This window comes from Curtobacterium pusillum (assembly GCF_007680845.1).
In the GTDB taxonomy this organism is placed as follows: domain Bacteria; phylum Actinomycetota; class Actinomycetes; order Actinomycetales; family Microbacteriaceae; genus Curtobacterium; species Curtobacterium pusillum_B.
On record NZ_VEIY01000007.1, the window covers coordinates 1 to 16,975 of the forward strand.

Consider the following 16,975-nt stretch of genomic DNA (forward strand, 5'->3'; position numbering starts at 1 on the left):
GTACTGCAAGGGGGACCTTGTGGGAGAGTAGGACGCCGCCGGACTCAACGTTGCAACACCAGGGAACCCCTGACCATCAACTGGTCAGGGGTTTTCTGCGTTATGCTCCCGGTCATGGGGGTCGTTCACGTTGTTGGCGGGATGACGGCTTGGCTGGTGAGGACGCTTGACGGCATTCCGGGCCCGCTGGTGTTCTTGGTGGTCGTGTGCAGCTGGTCCGTCGCGGCGTCCGTTCTCGCAACTGCTGCATCGTTCCCCATTCGAAGGGCGTTGTACGGGGCCCGAGTTCGCGCTCGTCGTCGGTACGTCAAGCAGGCTGCAGTGCAAAGCGTGCGCATCGATGAGGAGACGTTGGAGTCGCTCGTCGGTCGTGTGCTCGTGGAGATGCTGCTCCTGGAACGAGTCCGGGCACTGCTGTCGTTCTTCGGCGGGCGACTGCTCACGGAGTCTCTGACGCAGTTCGTTCTTCGCCCGCGAGAGGCGCTCAGGCTTGGCGCGCTCGGAGTCGGCGCCATCATGGCGTGGACGACGTGGCCGCACTCCGACGTATGGATGCCGACCGACCTCTGGGATGCGCTCGCCCGTTCCGGTCCCGACTGGGACGCGCTCCGAGTGGCGCTGCCGGTCATCGTCCTCGCAATCGGGGTCGCGGTCGTCCTGCCGAGAGCGCCGCTGCTCGATCGGATCCGCGCACGCGATGAGGCGGCCAAGGACGCGAACCGGATGCTGGCCAAATGGTCGTACGGGGCGTTCCAGCTCGGAGACGCGGCGAGGGCACGAGCCTACGAGGTGCATCGGAATGCGGCAGCGCTCGTAGACCGGCGGCTTCAATCACTGCACCCCGCGCTGTCCTATTCGAGTGATGGGCTCGTCGACGATCGGCAGCACGATGTTCCCGTGTTGGCCCCGTTCCGGCCGGGCAGCGGCCGCGCGCTGTCGCTGGAGGACGGGGCGCTCGTGCGAGCGCTGCAGAACTTGCAGGCGCGCAGCGATGAGATTCGTGAGGCAGGGCTTGCAGACGTCGCGCGGGCGCTCGTCCCCTCGGTCTGGCCGTTCATCGTTCGTGCCGAGGTTGACTGGTCGATGGGGGAGGCGCTCGTCACGGAGAGGTCATTCCTCACGGATGCGGCGCTCGAGAAGCGCTTGGTCTCTCGGGTCACGCTGACGCTCGTCAACGAGTACGAGCGCGGCCGAGGAACTGGGAGCCCTACCCACGTGCTGGCGTATGAACGCCTGGAACATGCCGCTCGGGATACGCATCATCGATTGGAGGTCTGGGCGGTCGACCTTGCGCTGCAAGCCGGTTGCCTCGCCGCCGCACATGGCTTGCTCTCGCGTCGGTTGCTCGGGAGCCCGTGGACACGGCTGCTCAGCGCAGCGAAAGCGTGAGCAGTCCAGTCTTCAGGTTGGAAAGCGGAAGGGGATGGGTTAGCGGAGGAGGCCGAGCTCCATCGCGCGGGTCACGGCACGGGTCCGGTCGTTCACGCCGAGCTTCTCGAACACGTGCCCGAGGTGCGTCTTCACCGTCGTCTCGCTGAGGTACAGCGTCCGGCCGATCGCCGGGTTCGAGTTGCCCTGGGCGACGAGCTGCAGGACCTCGAGCTCCCGTGGCGACAGGCTCGGGCCCGCAGTCGGCTTGCCGGTGGTCCGGCGGACGAGTGCTGCCGCAGCCGAGGGAGCGAGGGCTGTCTCGCCGCGGGCCGTGGCACGGAGGCCCGCGAGGATCTCGGACTCCGGCGCGGCCTTCAGTAGGTAGCCGGCAGCGCCGGCCTCGATCGCGGCGAGGATCTGGTCGTCGGACTCGTACGTGGTCAGGATGAGTACGCGGACCTCCGGCTCGCGGGCGAGGATCCGAGCAGTCGCGGCGTCCCCGTTCATGCCCGGCATGCGGAGGTCCATCAGGACGACGTCCGGCCGCTCGGCGAGGGCGATCGACACAGCGTCCTCGCCGTTGCTCGCCTGGCCGACGACCTCGACGTCGTCGGCATCCTGCAGCAGGGCGACGATGCCCGCGCGGACGATCGGGTGGTCGTCCGCCACGACGACGCGGATCACCGGGACACCTCCGCCGTGCGTTCAGTGTGATCCAGGAGGCCCGGCTCGGCTCCGGTGGGGAGCGAGACGTCGACGACGGTGCCGCTTCCGGTGCCGCTCGTGATCGTGCAGGTCCCGCCGGCGAGGGCGAGCCGCTCGCGCAACCCGCGCAGCCCGTGGCCCACGGTCGGGACGTCGGGGTCGAAGCCGACGCCGTCGTCCGCGATCCGGAGGCCGACGCGCTCGGCCGCCACGTGCAGTGCGACCTGCACCGAGGCGGCGTCGGCGTGCGCGCGGATGTTGGCCAGCGCCTCCTGGCCGACGCGGAGCAGGACGACCTGCGCGTCCCGTTCCACCGCGCAGTCGGAGGCGTCGACTTTGACCGGCACCCCGGTCTCGCGGGTGAAGCGTTCGCCGAGGCGGTGGAGGGCCCCAGCGAGCCCGTCACCCGACAGTCCGGCGGACCCGGCCGCGACGAGGGTGCGGGATTCTTCGAGGGCGGCGCGTGCTGATTCTTCGAGGATGGTGAGGCGCTCGTCGAGCCGGTCGACGCGGTCCGTCGCGAGGTCGCCGCGGGCGCGCTCGGTGAGCATGACGATGCCGGCGAGGTTCTGTGCGACGGTGTCGTGGATCTCGCGGGCGAGGCGCTCGCGTTCGCTCGTGACGCCCGCGCGGCGGTGGGCTTCGGCGAGGGAGTCCTGCGTGGCGCGGAGTTCTTCGACGAGTTGGCGGCGCTCTTCCGACAAGCCGGCGACGCTCGAGACCCACACGCCCATCGCGCAGGCACCGATCACGCTGATGCCCTCGATGAGGAGGGTGCCGACGAGTGCGTCCGGGCCGCTCGAGACCTGCAGGCCGATGCCGCTCGCGACACCGATCACGATCGACAGGAGGACCGCCGTCCGGACGCGTTCGACCTGGCACCAGACCAGCGGGAACACGATGCACTGCACGAACGCGGTGCTCGGGGCGACCGCCGGCAGGACCAGGGATGCCGCGATGACCAGCGGCAGGAACGCGGCGGCAGCACGGGTGCTGTCGTACCCGCGGTGCCCGTACGTGACGTAGGCGACGACGAGCACCGCGATGGTGAGGAAAGCCGGCCACCGGCTCGACCACGGCGACCAGCCGAACACGGAGATCACGGCGGTGAGGAGCATCGTGCCCGCGAAGAAGACGTGCAACCACCGGTTGCGCACCCACGTCTCGCCGCTCATGACCACAGCATCCCATCCCGCTCGCGCCGGCCGAGGGTTTTCCACAGGCCCGATCACTCGTCCTTGCGATTCCACCGGAACGTCAGCAGGCAGGCCACCGTGCCCCCGACCAGCCATGCTGTCAGGACGAGGGCTCCGAGGCCGAGGTGCCACGCGCCTCCAGGTTCGGTGGACGCGAACGCGTCGGGCAGGAAGACCGACCGCATGCCCGACGCCATCCAGCGGAGGGGGAAGAGCGACGCGACGTTCTGCAGCCAGTCGGGGAGCTGCGTGAAGGGGAGGTAGACGCCGGAGATGAACTGGAGGACCAGGACGATGGGCACGATGGTGGCGGTCGCGCGGCGGCCCTCGCGGGGGAGCGCGGAGATCGCGATGCCGAGGACGGAGCTCGTGGCGACGCCGATAAGCATGATGCCGGCGAAGTGCGCCCATGCGCCGCCGGACGTCGGCAGGTCCACGCCGAAGACGATGCGTGCGATGGCGAGGAGGAGCGCGGTCTGCACGAGGGTCGTGACGAGGACCATGCCGATCTTGCCGATGAAGTAGCTCAGGACGGGCAGGGGTGTGCCGCCGAGGCGCTTCAGCGTGCCGTCGCTGCGCTCGCCCGCGATGTCGACGCCGAGCGACTGCGTGCCGGACAGGAGGATGCCGGTCGCGACCAGGCCGGGCAGGTAGTACGTGGCGTAGTCGACGCTCACGTTCGGGCCCGCTTGGATGTCGTCCGCGTTCGCGAAGGCGACCGAGAAGAGCGCCAGCATGACGATGGGGAAGAGGAAGGTGAAGAAGACGGCCTCGGGGGCGCGGAAGTAGGAGCGGAGTTCGTAGCCGATGCGGTGCGCGCCGATCGTGAGGGGAGTGGTAGTGCTCATCGGCGGTCGACCATTCCGAGGTAGACGTCCTCGAGGGACGGGCGGATGACTTCGAGGTCGTGCATGGGTGCTGTCGTGCTCCTGATCCGACCTGCGGGGTCGCTGGTGGGCTCGTCGTGGAGCTGTCCCGCGTCATCGCGCCACCGCACTCGCGGTGTGCGCGCCTCGGCACCGCCGATCTCGTCGATCGGAGCGATGTCGAGGAGCTTCCCGTCCGCGATCACGGCTGCCCGGTCGGCGAGGTGCGCTGCCTCGTCGAGGTAGTGCGTGGTGAGGAGGACCGTCGTGCCCTCGGCCTTGACCTGGTTGATGAGGTCCCAGAAGCGCCGACGGGCCTCGGGGTCGAAGCCCGTCGTCGGTTCGTCGAGGAAGAGGACCTCGGGGCGGCCGATGATGCCGAGGGCGACGTCCACCCGTCGGCGTTGGCCGCCGCTCAGCCGGCTGATGCGGGAGTTCCGCTGCCCGGTCAGCCCCGTTGCGTCCATCGTCTCGTCGACGTCGCGGCGGTTTGGGTAGAGCGCCGCGAAGTGCCGGAGCTGTTCGGCGACCGTGACGTTCGGGGACTCCGCGCTGGTCTGCAGGACGATGCCGATGCGTGCGTTGTGGCTGCGGCTCGTACGGGCGGGGTCGTGGCCGAGTACACGGACGTCGCCGCCGGTGCAGGTGCGGTAGCCCTCGAGGATCTCCACCGTGGTGGTCTTGCCGGCGCCGTTGGGGCCGAGGAGGGCGAAGGTCTCGCCGCGGTCGATCGTGAAGGAGACGTCGTCCACGGCGCGCTTGCCGGTGGGGTACTGCTTCGTGAGGTGGCGGACCTCGATGGCGGGGGTGGCGGGCATGAGACCAGGGTGGTCGGTCTCGGGGTGTGGGGGATCGGTGGGGTCGGTGGAACGGCATCCTCCGATCGGAGGATGCAGTCGCAGGTCGACGAGCCGGCCTCCGCGGTCGCGGCACGTTCAGCGTCGTCGGGCCCGGTGCCCGAGGCGATGCCCCATCCACTCGCTGACGAGGGACATCGTCGCGATCACGGCGGTCGAGCAGCCGGCTACTGCGATCGGAACGGCGAGCTCCGCCGCAGAGGGCGCAGCGAGATCCACACCGAAGGGCATCGCGAGGACGAACGCGGACGGGGCAGCCGAGGCTCCGACGAGGGAACCGATTGATCCGAGCAGCGGCGCGGTGATGAGGATGACCGTCGTGCGCGCTCGCACCGAGAAGCCGATGAGCGTGAGCGCTCGGAGGTCGTTCCCGGTGCCCCGCGCCTGCGCGGGTGTTGCGGCGATAGCTGCCGCAGCCGCGATCGACGGCGCAGGCCCGAGGGTGAGCGAGGGCTCGCGCCAGTCCGCTGCGGCTGACGCGGTGCTCGTTCGGGTCAAGGCTCGTCAGGGCTTGCGCCGTGACCAGTCCGGTGACCCGACACCGACCGTCGCGGTCGGGCCGAGCCGCGCCGCACGGCGTGCTGTGAGTCGTGCGCCCACGGCGGCGCCGAGGGGCCCCCCTTGAACGCAGATCGCGATCACTCGCCGCGATGCGCCCACCACCGTGCGCAACGCCCCGAGCGCGGTTGCGGAGAACACGGTCATCGCGGGGGCGGTCTCGAGCGTCGAGAGCCGATCGGCGGCGAGGGCGTCACCAGTCCTCTGGGTGCCGAGGACGAGCGCGGGCGCGAACCCGACGGCCAGGATTGTCGTCGGGACGATGAAGAGTGCTGCGACAGTGAAAGCGGTGACGACCCGCCGCCCGACACGAGGGCCACGCGAACCACCGCCCGCCCACCACCCGACCGTGCTGGGGACGACAACACGCGCAACACGAGCGAGACGAGCTAGACCGCGCCACCGGCAGCCTCTGCGCGACCGTGCCCTGGCGTGAGCGTTCCCAACCGAAGACTCCACAGCAGCCCGAGCTGTGGTGCGGCGGCTCCTGCGACGAGCACGCCGGACACGACGGCGACCGCGGTGCTCGCGACTCCGAACAGCGGTGCGCGTGCCGGGGCCCCGAGGACGTGCAAGGGCAAGAGTTCCGGGTGGAGCGCGGTGGCGAAGGCCCTCGAGGTCAGGAAGGATGCCGCGCCGGCAACCGCGACGGTGAGGGTCAGGATCGCCCTTTGCGACACTAGACACCGTGAGGTCCGGGTTCGAATCCATATTGAGCGTTATCGGCGCATCGAAGCCGTTGAAGGGCCCGCTTCAAGTGGATGCAGCGACGAAGCCTGTTACAGGTTCTTCAACGAATCCTTGGCCATGGCTACATGCCGAGAGTAACCCAGTCTCTCGCCGATGCGGATGCTTTCCGCCAGCATGGACCGGGCTTTTGCAGGTGATTTTTTCCGCTCGAGGCGAGCATAGGTATGCAATATCTGCGCTCTAGCCCAGTCGTCGTTTTTTGCCAGCATTAGCGCTTCGTCGAGCATAGTTCTCGCCTCGCCGAAACGAGAACTGTCCGTGTGAACGATGCAGTTCGCCATAGAGTGTAATACATGAATCTGGTGTTGCGTGTCCTTGCGTCTCCGGCCGGATTTGAGGCTTTGTTGAAACAGCCTCCTCGCCTCGTCGAGATTGTTGCGTGAATTACAGTCCGAACGGGCGACCAGGTGTTGAGCAATTGCAATCTCTCGTGCCGGAGATTTAAGCTGCACTAGCTGGCGTAAGATTTCTACGGCTTGGTCATTGCGACCCGCCCGATACAATGTCATTCCTTTGAGGAAGAGGATCTCTGGAGAATCTGCCGACAGCACATCGCGTTGCGTTTGCTCATCGGCAAGCTTCGAAGCCTCGATGCTCAGTGCAAGCGACTCTACGTGGGAAAGGCTGAGATATGCTTCGAGGCCGAGTTTTCTATCTAGCTCGGCGCCATGATAGGCGTACCCAGCCCCGATTTGCATATAGCTTGGACGGTTGTCCTTCTCACCGTTCTTTGCTACATCAAAGTAGTACGACTGGAACTCCGCCCAACGTAAGTGAGCACTAGGTTCGAGTTTGGTTGCGTAGGCAATAGCGCGGTCTCGCAGATCCTCGTTGATTCGTAACTCGTTACCGCTAGAGATCAGCAGACCGAGGCTGCGAAGAAGACCGAGCATCGATTTGTCATACCCGAAGGACTCCACAGCCTCGGCTGCGGAGGTCCTGGTGTGCGACGGGGCGGCCGCAAGTAGCGCGACCTCCGGGGCACGTGCGATATCATCTAACCGTGTCATGGAGTGCTGCGTCGTTCGTACTCGATGACCGCGACGTTTGCGTACAGCTCCTCAACCGTTGAACTCAGATGCAGAACGGTCTCTGCGAAGAGTACAGCGGCGTCAGGAGAGTCGCTCCACCCCTTACTCATCGCGTGATCAGCAATTTCAGTTGAAACCCCGGTCAGAAGTCGCTCAGGGAGCGTGATTCTCTGGTTGGCGGCAGGCGGAATAGCATCCCGATGCCTTTCAATTGACATGGGGTATTGAAAGACCACGTGAGCGCCTTTCTTGACTAGGGTGACTCCCACTCTTGTCCAAACCGATCTGTAGAGCGTGCGACGCATTGGAAGGTCGTGCTCCTCGCAGGCGGGGAAGCTAAGCACGAAACCTTGCAAGTCCACGCCGGAATCCAGATGATCGAGGATCAATTCTTGGAGGCGATCAACTTCGATCCATTCGTCCGTCGCTATCTGATAGCGGACATCGACGCGGACGTCTTCAATTGAGACGTCTCCGCCAGCATCAATATCTTTGATAACGGATACTGTCGGTGGCGTGGCGACGACGGGCGATGGATCGAGGCCAAGCCCTGTCGCAATTCTGCGAAGAACTTCGAACGGAGAACGTGCTCCTGCGTGCGGATCAATAACGCAGGTGACGGGCTTGCCTTCGTGTGTCCTCGCGTTCTCAAGGAACCAATGAACGTAATGCGGCCCATCCCCAACGACGTGAAGGATGCCTGGTGGGCCAGCCGTGAATGCCCTGAAGTCCGCCGTCTCTTGAGTCCAGTTGAAAACGGACTCCGGCTCGTCGCTCCAGGCAGGGGCGGACCCCGTCATGAAGACCGGCCGTCGACATCAGCGATTTCCGTGTCTCCATCGGAGCGGATGCCCGAGACGGTTCTAGAGGAACCGCCACTGTGATTTGCGCGAATACCCTGAATGTTCACGTTGCCTTTGGATCGAATGTCCGTAACGACGTCCTGCGTACTTCTGTTCTCGGCTCTGCGCCGCGATAGCCACAGGGCAAGGCTGGCGAGGACGACGAAAAGAATAACGGCCCCGAGAATCCGAAGGGGCAGAGTCATCGCACCGAGTGCCGTCGTGATGGCATACAGTGCCGCCCCCGCTGCGAGAGCGCCGAGGACGCTCACTGCCGTCTTGACCATGCGGATCACACTACTGCTATCGGGTCAGCCACGCTGCTCCTTCAGTTCCAGCCTTGTGCAAATTGGTGGCTTGTAAGCAGGCTGTCGGGCGTCACCGAAAGCCGAAGTCGCGGGGAGGAGCAGCCGGTACCCGTCTTTGGGGCCGTATCCGCTGAACGCGCCCCACTGGGGGTGGCCGATCGTGCTCCGCGTGTCGCGACGGATACCTCCGCGTTGGAGGCAAGCTTCTCTCATGTACGGAGGTGCGCATGCCCAGTAACGACAGCTTCTTCCAGGACCCGAAGAAGGCTGCCGCGGTCCTCAAGCACGGCATCCTCCGTCGGTACCTCGCGAAATTTGCGGGAGCCACGGCAACTACCGCACCGGGACGCCGTGTTGCCTTCATCGACGGTTTCGCGGGTGAAGGTGAGTACCGACACTTACTTACCGGGGTGACCGAGGCGGGTTCCCCGAGGATCGCGTTGACCATCGCACAGGACCTTCGAGCGCGCGACATCAACCTCGAGTGCACCTTCATTGAGAAGCGACCTGAGGCCTTCGAGCAGCTCGAGGCGCTCGTTCAGTCCTCCGGCGACCGATTCGCGTTGGCGCTCCGCGGAGACATCGGCGATCACTACGAGGACGCAGTTGGGCGAGCCGCGCACGCTCCCACGCTGGTGTTCCTCGATCCGTTCGGGCGGTCTTTGGATCACGACCGAACGGTGGCGGCGCTCGCCGCGCGTGGAGATACGGTCCCGACGGAGTTGCTACTGAACTTCTCGCTGCAGGCTGTCCGACGCATGGGGGCTCGCCTTTACGAGAGCGAAGAGGCTCAGGGGCGTGCAGCAACGTTGGCAAACCTTGACAGCTGGCTTGGTGGGGAGTGGTGGCAGGAGGAGTTCTTGAATGAGAAACTGCTCGAGTTGCCGCGTGAGCAGCGCGCACACCCTGCTGCGCTCGCCGTATGGGAGCGATACGCGTCTCGCGTGCGCGATGCTTTGGGTTACCACTCCTACGACGTGGAGATCAGACGCAAGCCGACGGACAAGCCACTGTTCATGCTCGCTCTGTTCTTCCCTCGCATCAACGCGCTGTACAGCTACAACGACCACGTGAGCCTGGCTGCGCAGGACTGGCGAAGGTTCTTGGCTGAGATGGAATTTGCTGAAGCCGAGGCCCTCGACGAGACAGATCCTCTGCTAGGCGAGAGCCGTCTCGCAGAAGCGAAGCGACGTTTCGCTGACGACGAGGAGGCCACGAAGCGCCAGGCGATCGATGACGTGAAGGACTCGGTGACCCTTCACCTGAGCAAGTTGGGGTACCTCCACGTGAGCAAGAACCTCGATAAGGTCTTGGGGGCAGCCGTGGGCATCGCCCGCGAGACACACATACGGGCAGCTTGGAAGGAGCTCGCAGCAGAGGGCGTCACGAACGGCTGTCCGAAGGGCAGCCTCGAGAAGCAGACGATCTGGCGAGCCTAGAGTTCTCACCGAGGTGATGTCGTGAAGAAGAGCACGATCGAGTGGACCGAGGCTACCTGGAACCCGGTCACCGGCTGTGACCGTGTCACCGCCGGCTGCGATAACTGCTACGCACTAGCACTGGCCAAGCGGTTGAAGGCGATGGGAGCCGAGAAGTACCAGAACGACGGCAACCCCATCACCTCGGGCCCCGGCTTCGGGGTGACGACTCATCCCGAAGTGCTCGCTCAGCCCGCGAAGTGGAAGCGTCCTACGACGGTGTTCGTCAACTCGATGAGCGACCTCTTCCACGCGAAAGTACCAAAGCCCTTCATCCAGGAGGTGTTTGACGTGATGTTGGCCACTCCGCAGCACACCTACCAGATCCTGACGAAGCGCCCGACGAGACTCCGGCGGATGGCGGGCGACCTTCCGTGGCCGGAGAACGTGTGGATCGGCACGTCGGTCGAGGAACCGAAGGTTCTTGACCGCGTAGCAGACCTCGCTCAAGTTCCTGCTGCCGTCCGGTTCCTCTCCTGCGAGCCGCTGATCGCGGCGCTCCCGGACCTCCCCCTTAACCGCATTGACTGGGTCATCGCTGGCGGTGAGTCAGGGCCGCGCCACCGCGAGATGCAGGCGGAGTGGGTGCGCGACATCCGAGACCAGTGCCTGACCGCCAACGTCCCGTTCTTCTTCAAGCAGTGGGGCGGTCGCACGCCCAAACAGAACGGTCGTGAACTCGATGGTCGGTTGTGGGATGGCTACCCTCTTGCCCAGATGCGCGGCGAACGCGGCGAGGCGCTGGCTTAGCTACCGCTGAGCTCCTGCTGCATCGAGCCGGGGCTGTACCCCGTGGAACAGAATCCCGAAACCCGTGGAACGCCCGTCAGCACTGGGATCCGCGATCCGCGCCACCGCTGGCATCCGCGAATAAGCCGAACACCTCTTATCGGCAAAGTGCCCTCATGGCGAGAAATTGCTGATTGCGACTTGCTTGCCGGGCGCTCGATCGTGCCGCGACCGCGCGTCAGCGCGCCCCTCTCAGGCCACGGTTCCGGGTCGGGCATGTTCGTGCACGTCGCGAAGGATCTGCACGATAGCTGCCACGTCGTCGTCGTCGAAAAGGTAGTCGACGCCGCTTGGGGCCCGGTCTGTGAACGGCGATTCGTACAGGCGTCCCGCGTCCATCAGACCGTTGGCGGTGAGTTCGTCGACGATGAGATGAATGAATCGGATCTGGTCGACGGAGAAGCGTGAGCCGTCGAGGAAGCGTGCGAACGACTCGAGAGCCGCATCTCGGTCGAGGCCGACGAGCGACCGAATGAACGATCCAAGCCCATGCGCCTGCTCGGCCGCCAACTCAATGTCGGCCTGTGACCCTGCCCCGCTCGCCAGCAGCATCTGCTCGAGGGCTTCCAGGTCGTCTGCGGTGAGCTGACGGTTGCGGCGCAGCCGCTGCAGCGCGAGGTGGTCCTCATGCTGCCGCAGGTACGCGGTCGCCTTCGCGCGGAACCGCTCAAGGTCCGTCCCCGGCGTTGTGTGCTGCAGCACGATTTCGGTGGCGTCGCCGAGTTCGTCGATGAAGTCGGTGTACACGCGAGGGCGGGTGACGTTCGGTACGAACCGTGCCAGCGCGCGAATGCGAAGGCGCGCGACTTCAAGCATGCCGAGGGTCACGTCGATCCACCAGTCGTCGCCGGCGACCTCCTCCAGGAGCACGACCTGTTCCGCGACGGACGGGATCGCGGTCTTCGCCAGCAGTGCTGTCGCGATGGCTTGCACCGTTTGGCGGACCCGCTCGGAAGCGGTGGCGTCGCCGTCGAGCTGCGCGAGCTGCCGGCGCAGGATCAGCAGGTCGAACCGCTTCGCGTCAATGTCGTCGTCCACCACGCTCGACGGAAGCCCGGCGAGGTGCTCGAGCGCTTCCGATGCGCCCTCGGGAGTGAGTGCGTCCCACGCCGCCAGGTCGGCGTACTGCTCGACCCAGCGCCGCTCGGGACGGACAAGGAAGTTGTCGAGGTTCATGCCAGCGACGACCTCGTGCAGGGTGCTTGCTGCGGAGGCACGGAGGTCGGCGTCGCCATGCGTTCGGTCGAGGGCGGTGATCAGTCCGAGCCGGGCTTCGAACAGCCGTTGGGTGAGGGACTTCTGCGTCGACCCTTCGGCGCCGGGGAGATCCTGGCTGAAGAACTCGAGGTTGCCGCAGAAGTCGAAGACCAGGAAGTCCTTCTTGGGGCGGCCTTCGCCGAACAGGTCGGGGCTGAGGCGGGTGCCGCGGCCGATCATCTGCCAGAACTTCGACTTCGATCGCACAGTTTTGAAGAACACGAGGTTTACGACTTCGGGCACGTCGATGCCGGTGTCGAGCATGTCGACGGAGATCGCGATGTGCGGTGCGTGGTCGGCGATGGAGAACTCGTCGATGAGGTTCTGTGCGTACGGGGTGCCGTGGGTGATGACGCGCGCGAAGTGTCCCGCATATTCGGGGTACTGCTCGTCGAAGCGCTGCTGAATGAACTCGGCGTGGTCCTTGTTCTTCGCGAACACGATCGTCTTGCCGGGGCGGTCGCCGCCGGCGACTTTGTACCCGTCCGTCATCAGCGTCGCCAGCACCTTGTCGACGGTGTCCTCGTTGAACAGGAACCGGTTCACTTCTTCGGCGTCGACGGCGGTCGGCGTGCCGCCTTCGCCCCAGTCGAGGGCGTCCCAGTCGTCCTTCTCGGCCTCGCTGAGGTCGTCGTAGCGGATGCCCTGACGCAGGAAACGGGTGCCGACCGACACGCCGTACGGCGGGACGAGGAATCCCTCAGCCACGGCTTCGTCCAAGCCGTACGCGTCGGTGGGCACGCCGTCTTCGAGGTGGAATCGTCGGTACGTGTTGTGGTCGACCTCGTCCTTCGGCGTGGCAGTCAGCCCGACCAGCATCGCGTCGAACCAGTCGAAGAGCGCCCCGTACTTCTGGTAGATCGACCGGTGCGCTTCATCGACCACGATGAGGTCGAAGAATCCCGGCCCGAAGTGACGCGCCGGCCCGTCGCCGCCGTCATCGGTCTGGTTGATGAGGTTCATCATCGTCGGGTAGGTCGAGACGTAGACGCGTCCTTCGGCGGAGCGTTCGGTGACCAGGTTCACCGTCGCGACGCTCGGCAGGTACTCCTTGAACGCGTTCGCCGCTTGCTTGACAAGCGCAGTGCGGTCCGCGAGGAACAAGATGCGCTTCGCCCAGTTCGCCTTCATCAGCTGATCGGCCAACGCGATGACTGTCCGGGTCTTCCCCGAACCGGTCGCCATGACCAGGAGCGCTTGCCGCTGCCGCCGATCGAACGTGTCCCCGACAGCCTTGATCGCCCGCACCTGGTAATGCCGCCCAGCGATGTCCGTGCTCACAGGAGCGGCAGACAGCGGCAGACGGGAGAAGCGACGCTGGATCATGAGTTCCAGCTCACTGCGGGTGAAGAAACCTGCGACCTGCCGCGGCGGGTAGCCGGCTGCGTCGTCCCAAAGCCAGTGCTCGTATCCGTTGGTGTAGAACACGACCGGCCGACGCCCGTACATCGCCTCGAGGGAGTCGGCGTAGAGCTTCGCCTGCTGCTGCCCGACAAGGGCGCTCTTCGTCGTGCGCTTCGCCTCGACGACCGCGAGCGGCAGCCCGTCCGCTCCCCACAGCACATAGTCGACAAACCCAACACCAGGGGCGTTCGGCATGCTCGAGACCTCGAACTCGCGATCACGCGCATCGGCGAGCGGCCAGCCAGCCTCAGCCAGCAGCACGTCGATGAATAGATCGCGCGTCTCGGCTTCGGAGTAGTCGTGGTCATCCGACGCGTGATTCGCCGCCTGCACCTCAGCGACCTGCGCGCGCAACTGCTCGATCTCCGCGGCCTGCGCTGCTGCGACCTCGTCACGCTCGGCGAGAGCCTTGGCATGAGCTTCATCCTGCGCGGCGAACTTCCCAGCGAGCCGCTGCACGTCCCCACGCGTGAGAGGCGCCGCACTGCTTGCGAGCTTTGGATCGAACGTCGCGCCGGTCGGCACGCCCCCCGGGTGCGCCGAATGCCGGAACACCGCCCACACCAGCACGTGGTGCAGCTCGCGCAGTGCGGCCAGCGCGATGTCGGGCCGCACTGGCTGTTGCGCGTGCACCGCCTGATTGCCAAGCTTCCGGATCAGGTTCAGCTTCTGCCGGATCCCCACCCCCGCGACCCGCGCGAAGCCAGCATCGTTGATACGTGCGGCGAGGTCATCCTGATACGGGACTGGTAGGGCGAGGATCTCGTACAGGTGGCCGACGAGCAGCTCAACCGTCCGGCGGCTGTAGAAGCAGGCCGACCGCGGGTCGCTCGAGAGATAGGACTCCGCGCGGGAGACGTCAGCGAACACATCCGGCCAAACGACCCGCACAAAGTCAAAGTTCGCCGTCATAGCTCGCCCCTGAACGCATGCGATTGCAGCGACTCCAGCAGTTCATCGGCAACTGCCAGATCGCGTTCGACGAGGGTTCGATGTTTTCCAATCAACTTTATTTGCGCAGCGAACGCATCGATTCGGTCCTGCGGGGGTAGTGCTATCGGAACCGATTTGAGTTCGGTCGGATTGATGTTTGCCTGGTTCACTGCAGTCTTAGCGAGGCCACGGCGCACAGCTCGCCCGTGGCGACTTCTCAGGTATGCTGACACGAAATATGCGGCCAGAGGATTCGCGAATCGAATGCGCACGAGGTACCCTGCAAAGGCGAGGGGTAGGGCGGTCTCAACGACGCAGCTTTTGCCGACCTTCTCAAGGCTATTAGTGCGGTTGAAGAGTAGGTCACCACGCCGCACGGTATATTTCGGGAGGTCGGTCGTCGGCAGATCGAGGTATTTCAAATCGTGCAGATCCAACCGACCGTCGTCCGTAACATTTCCCATGCGGAGCACGGGCCACTCGCCGATATTGCTCGCCTTCGTTGACGAGCCGTACTGCGTCGACTCCACCAGATCCCCGATAGAGCCAAGCGTCCATCGGTCGGACCATGAGGAGGGATCCCCAAACAGCTGCACGAAAACCGACTGCTGCAGGCCTTGAAGGTGCTCGAGTACTTGGCGACGCTTGACGCGGAGTAGGTCGGCTTGGTCGAGGATGGAGGCGATCCGACGTTGCTCCGCAAGCGGCGGCAGCGGAATCATCGACTCTTTGACGATCTTGTCGGAAACAGCTGGATAGCTCGCGCCTGTTGCCCTGCGCACCATGTCCATAACGAAGGGACGAGTTTGCACCCAATGGAAGAGGTAGCGGGCGTCGAGTCGCTCCGTCGGACGCAACACCGTGAAGCCGGTCGACCCGGTTGCTCCATCCAAACGCGCTGGGACTTGTGCAACGGCGTTCAAGTTTGGTCTGACGGTTGAGACGAGGACGTCACCGGTCTGTAGCAATTGGCGCGCCCTGCTAGGCGCATCGGCGCCGCGGATGCGTGCAACTTTAACAATCGATTTTGTCTCGCTCGAAACTGATCCTAAATCAATGTAGGAAAATTCGTCCTGACCAAGCCTTGACGGGTTCCACGACACCACCTTGGTGGTCAACGCATCGAGCGACGCCGTCTTCACCTGAGCATCGCCTTCAACTCGGCGAGCCCGTCCGTGATTTCCGCTTCCAGGGTCTCGACGTCGCCGATGATGTCGAGTGGCGGCCGATGTTCAACTTCGTCGTGAACGATCTCCTTGTAGCGGTTCAGGGAGAGGTCATAGCCCTTTGCGGAAATCTCTGCCTTGGGCACGGTGAATGATTGGTCGGTGCGGGCCCTGTCGCGTTCATCGGTCCTGCGGTCTGCCCAACGGGTGAGCACATCTGGCAGGTCGTTCGCCTCGATCGGGTTGCGCTTGTCATCAAGCGAGAGACCGTCGGCGTGCACGTCGTAGAACCAGACGTCATCGGTGCCGCCGGAGTTCGTTTTCGTGAAGAACAGAATCGCGGTCGACACACCTGCGTAGGGGCGGAAGACGCCGGAGGGTAGCTTGACGATCGCGTCAAGCTTCTGGTCCTCGACGAGCATCCGGCGCAACGTCTTGTGCGCGGTCGATGACCCGAACAGCACACCGTCAGGCACGATCACGGCCGCTCGGCCGCCGGGCTTCAAGAGCTTCAGGAACAGGGCGACGAAGAGCAGCTCGGTCTTCTTCGTCTTGAGAATGCGCTGCAGGTCCTTCGACGTCGACTCGTAGTCGAGCGAGCCAGCGAAGGGCGGGTTGGCGAGGATCAGCGTGTACCGCTCCGCGTCGTCGCTGGCGCCCTCGGAGAGGGAGTCGCGGTAGCGGATGTCGGGCGCTTCGATGCCGTGCAGGAGCATGTTCATGCTGCCGATGCGCAGCATGGTCGAGTCGAAGTCGAACCCGTGGAACATGCTTGTGTGGAAGTGCGAGCGCTGCGCGGCGTTGGTCAGCACACTTGAGTGCTCTCGCCGCACGTACTCGGATGCGGCGACCAAGAACCCGGCGGTGCCGGCCGCAGGATCGCAGATCTCGTCTGTTGGCTGCGGGGCCATCATGGCGACCATGAGGTCGATGATGTGGCGGGGGGTACGGAACTGCCCGTTCACGCCGGCGGATGCGATCTTCGACAGCAAGTACTCGTAAAGGTCGCCGTTGGTGTCGCGTTCAGCCATGGGGATCTCGTCGAGCATGTCGACGACCCGTGACAGCAACGCGGGTGTCGGGATGGTGAAGCGGGCGTCGCGCATTTGCTCGCCGTACGTGGAACCATCACCGCCAAGAGCACGGAGGAACGGGAAGACTCCTTCCCCGACGGTCCGCCACATCGTCTCAGGCTGGTCGTTCTTGAACCGGCTCCACCGCAGCTGCTCCTGGCCGGGCCCGTAGATCTCCCGATCGATGCTGCCGCCGGTGACGCGCGCCTTCCTTTCCGCGAGCATCTGGAGGTCGTCGAGCCGGCGGACGAACAGCAGGTACGTGATCTGCTCGATCACTTCAAGCGGGTTCGAGATGCCACCGGACCAGAACGCGTCCCAAACTCGATCGATCTTGCTCTTGAGTTCCCCGGTTATCACGGTCTCACGATAGCGGCTGCTCGCGCGGGGG

14 protein-coding genes are annotated in these 16,975 nt (G+C 64.9%); 3 read left to right on the forward strand and 11 right to left on the reverse strand.

The window, feature by feature from the left end; genetic code table 11:
- Nucleotides 1-114: 114 nt before the first annotated feature.
- Entirely contained in the window at nt 115-1,389 is a 1,275-nt protein-coding gene (locus tag FS825_RS14420) for a hypothetical protein (RefSeq protein ID WP_144714225.1), read from the forward strand.
- Between the two features lie 39 nt (nt 1,390-1,428).
- On the opposite strand, the gene FS825_RS14425 is transcribed toward FS825_RS14420, so the two are convergent.
- The 8 genes from FS825_RS14425 to FS825_RS14460 all read right to left on the reverse strand — a co-directional run bounded on the left by FS825_RS14425 (nt 1,429) and on the right by FS825_RS14460 (nt 8,463).
- Nucleotides 1,429-2,055 carry a response regulator transcription factor gene (locus FS825_RS14425; protein ID WP_144714227.1) on the reverse strand — a complete coding sequence of 209 codons (627 nt, stop codon included), beginning with the start codon at nt 2,053-2,055 and terminating at the stop codon, nt 1,429-1,431.
- Complete coding sequence (locus FS825_RS14430; RefSeq protein WP_186377260.1) at nt 2,052-3,251, reverse strand: sensor histidine kinase; 1,200 nt, start codon at nt 3,249-3,251, stop codon at nt 2,052-2,054. The genes FS825_RS14425 and FS825_RS14430 overlap by 4 nt, the downstream gene beginning before the upstream one ends.
- Nucleotides 3,252-3,304: 53 nt before the next feature.
- The gene (locus FS825_RS14435) at nt 3,305-4,120 is read right to left on the reverse strand and encodes an ABC transporter permease (protein ID WP_144714231.1); all 816 of its coding nucleotides are present in this window, start codon (nt 4,118-4,120) and stop codon (nt 3,305-3,307) included.
- Complete coding sequence (locus FS825_RS14440; RefSeq protein ID WP_144714233.1) at nt 4,117-4,956, reverse strand: ABC transporter ATP-binding protein; 840 nt, start codon at nt 4,954-4,956, stop codon at nt 4,117-4,119. The genes FS825_RS14435 and FS825_RS14440 overlap by 4 nt, the downstream gene beginning before the upstream one ends.
- Before the next feature lie 117 nt (nt 4,957-5,073).
- On the reverse strand, nt 5,074-5,493 hold the full coding sequence (locus FS825_RS14445) for a hypothetical protein (RefSeq protein ID WP_144714235.1): 420 nt from the start codon (nt 5,491-5,493) through the stop codon (nt 5,074-5,076).
- An 839-nt stretch (nt 5,494-6,332) separates the two neighbouring features.
- A complete protein-coding gene (locus FS825_RS14450; protein ID WP_144714237.1) occupies nt 6,333-7,313 on the reverse strand; it encodes a tetratricopeptide repeat protein in 981 nt (326 codons plus the stop codon).
- Nucleotides 7,310-8,134 (reverse strand): hypothetical protein, encoded by an 825-nt coding sequence (locus tag FS825_RS14455; protein ID WP_144714239.1) that lies wholly within the window; start codon nt 8,132-8,134, stop codon nt 7,310-7,312. Before FS825_RS14455 ends, FS825_RS14450 begins: the two co-directional genes overlap by 4 nt.
- Nucleotides 8,131-8,463 (reverse strand): hypothetical protein, encoded by a 333-nt coding sequence (locus tag FS825_RS14460; RefSeq protein WP_144714241.1) that lies wholly within the window; start codon nt 8,461-8,463, stop codon nt 8,131-8,133. The genes FS825_RS14455 and FS825_RS14460 overlap by 4 nt, the downstream gene beginning before the upstream one ends.
- Nucleotides 8,464-8,711: 248 nt before the next feature.
- Here FS825_RS14460 and tcmP point away from each other — a divergent pair, with 248 nt between their 5' ends.
- Together tcmP and FS825_RS14470 are read left to right on the forward strand one after the other, a co-directional pair.
- On the forward strand, nt 8,712-9,923 hold the full coding sequence (gene tcmP, locus FS825_RS14465) for a three-Cys-motif partner protein TcmP (RefSeq protein WP_144714243.1): 1,212 nt from the start codon (nt 8,712-8,714) through the stop codon (nt 9,921-9,923).
- Nucleotides 9,924-9,944: 21 nt separating this feature from the next.
- A complete protein-coding gene (locus FS825_RS14470) occupies nt 9,945-10,712 on the forward strand; it encodes a DUF5131 family protein (protein WP_144714245.1) in 768 nt (255 codons plus the stop codon).
- Between the two features lie 231 nt (nt 10,713-10,943).
- Here FS825_RS14470 and FS825_RS14475 read toward each other — a convergent pair whose 3' ends face one another.
- The 3 genes from FS825_RS14475 to FS825_RS14485 are packed head-to-tail and all read right to left on the reverse strand — an operon-like array spanning nt 10,944 to nt 16,944.
- Nucleotides 10,944-14,324 (reverse strand): DEAD/DEAH box helicase family protein, encoded by a 3,381-nt coding sequence (locus FS825_RS14475; RefSeq protein ID WP_144714246.1) that lies wholly within the window; start codon nt 14,322-14,324, stop codon nt 10,944-10,946.
- The gene (locus FS825_RS14480; protein ID WP_144714248.1) at nt 14,321-15,487 is read right to left on the reverse strand and encodes a restriction endonuclease subunit S; all 1,167 of its coding nucleotides are present in this window, start codon (nt 15,485-15,487) and stop codon (nt 14,321-14,323) included. Before FS825_RS14480 ends, FS825_RS14475 begins: the two co-directional genes overlap by 4 nt.
- The gene (locus tag FS825_RS14485) at nt 15,484-16,944 is read right to left on the reverse strand and encodes a type I restriction-modification system subunit M (protein ID WP_144714250.1); all 1,461 of its coding nucleotides are present in this window, start codon (nt 16,942-16,944) and stop codon (nt 15,484-15,486) included. Before FS825_RS14485 ends, FS825_RS14480 begins: the two co-directional genes overlap by 4 nt.
- Between the last annotated feature and the right edge of the window lie 31 nt (nt 16,945-16,975).

Excerpts from the sequence above, each read along its gene's own strand:
- FS825_RS14420 (WP_144714225.1), top strand. The coding sequence starts at position 115 with ATGGGGGTCGTTCACGTTGTTGGCGGGATGACGGCTTGGCTGGTGAGG.
- FS825_RS14430 (WP_186377260.1), bottom strand. The coding sequence starts at position 3,251 with ATGAGCGGCGAGACGTGGGTGCGCAACCGGTGGTTGCACGTCTTCTTC.
- FS825_RS14435 (WP_144714231.1), bottom strand. The coding sequence starts at position 4,120 with ATGAGCACTACCACTCCCCTCACGATCGGCGCGCACCGCATCGGCTAC.
- FS825_RS14440 (WP_144714233.1), bottom strand. The coding sequence starts at position 4,956 with ATGCCCGCCACCCCCGCCATCGAGGTCCGCCACCTCACGAAGCAGTAC.
- FS825_RS14450 (WP_144714237.1), bottom strand. The coding sequence starts at position 7,313 with ATGACACGGTTAGATGATATCGCACGTGCCCCGGAGGTCGCGCTACTT.
- FS825_RS14455 (WP_144714239.1), bottom strand. The coding sequence starts at position 8,134 with ATGACGGGGTCCGCCCCTGCCTGGAGCGACGAGCCGGAGTCCGTTTTC.
- FS825_RS14460 (WP_144714241.1), bottom strand. The coding sequence starts at position 8,463 with ATGGTCAAGACGGCAGTGAGCGTCCTCGGCGCTCTCGCAGCGGGGGCG.
- tcmP (WP_144714243.1), top strand. The coding sequence starts at position 8,712 with ATGCCCAGTAACGACAGCTTCTTCCAGGACCCGAAGAAGGCTGCCGCG.
- FS825_RS14475 (WP_144714246.1), bottom strand. The coding sequence starts at position 14,324 with ATGACGGCGAACTTTGACTTTGTGCGGGTCGTTTGGCCGGATGTGTTC.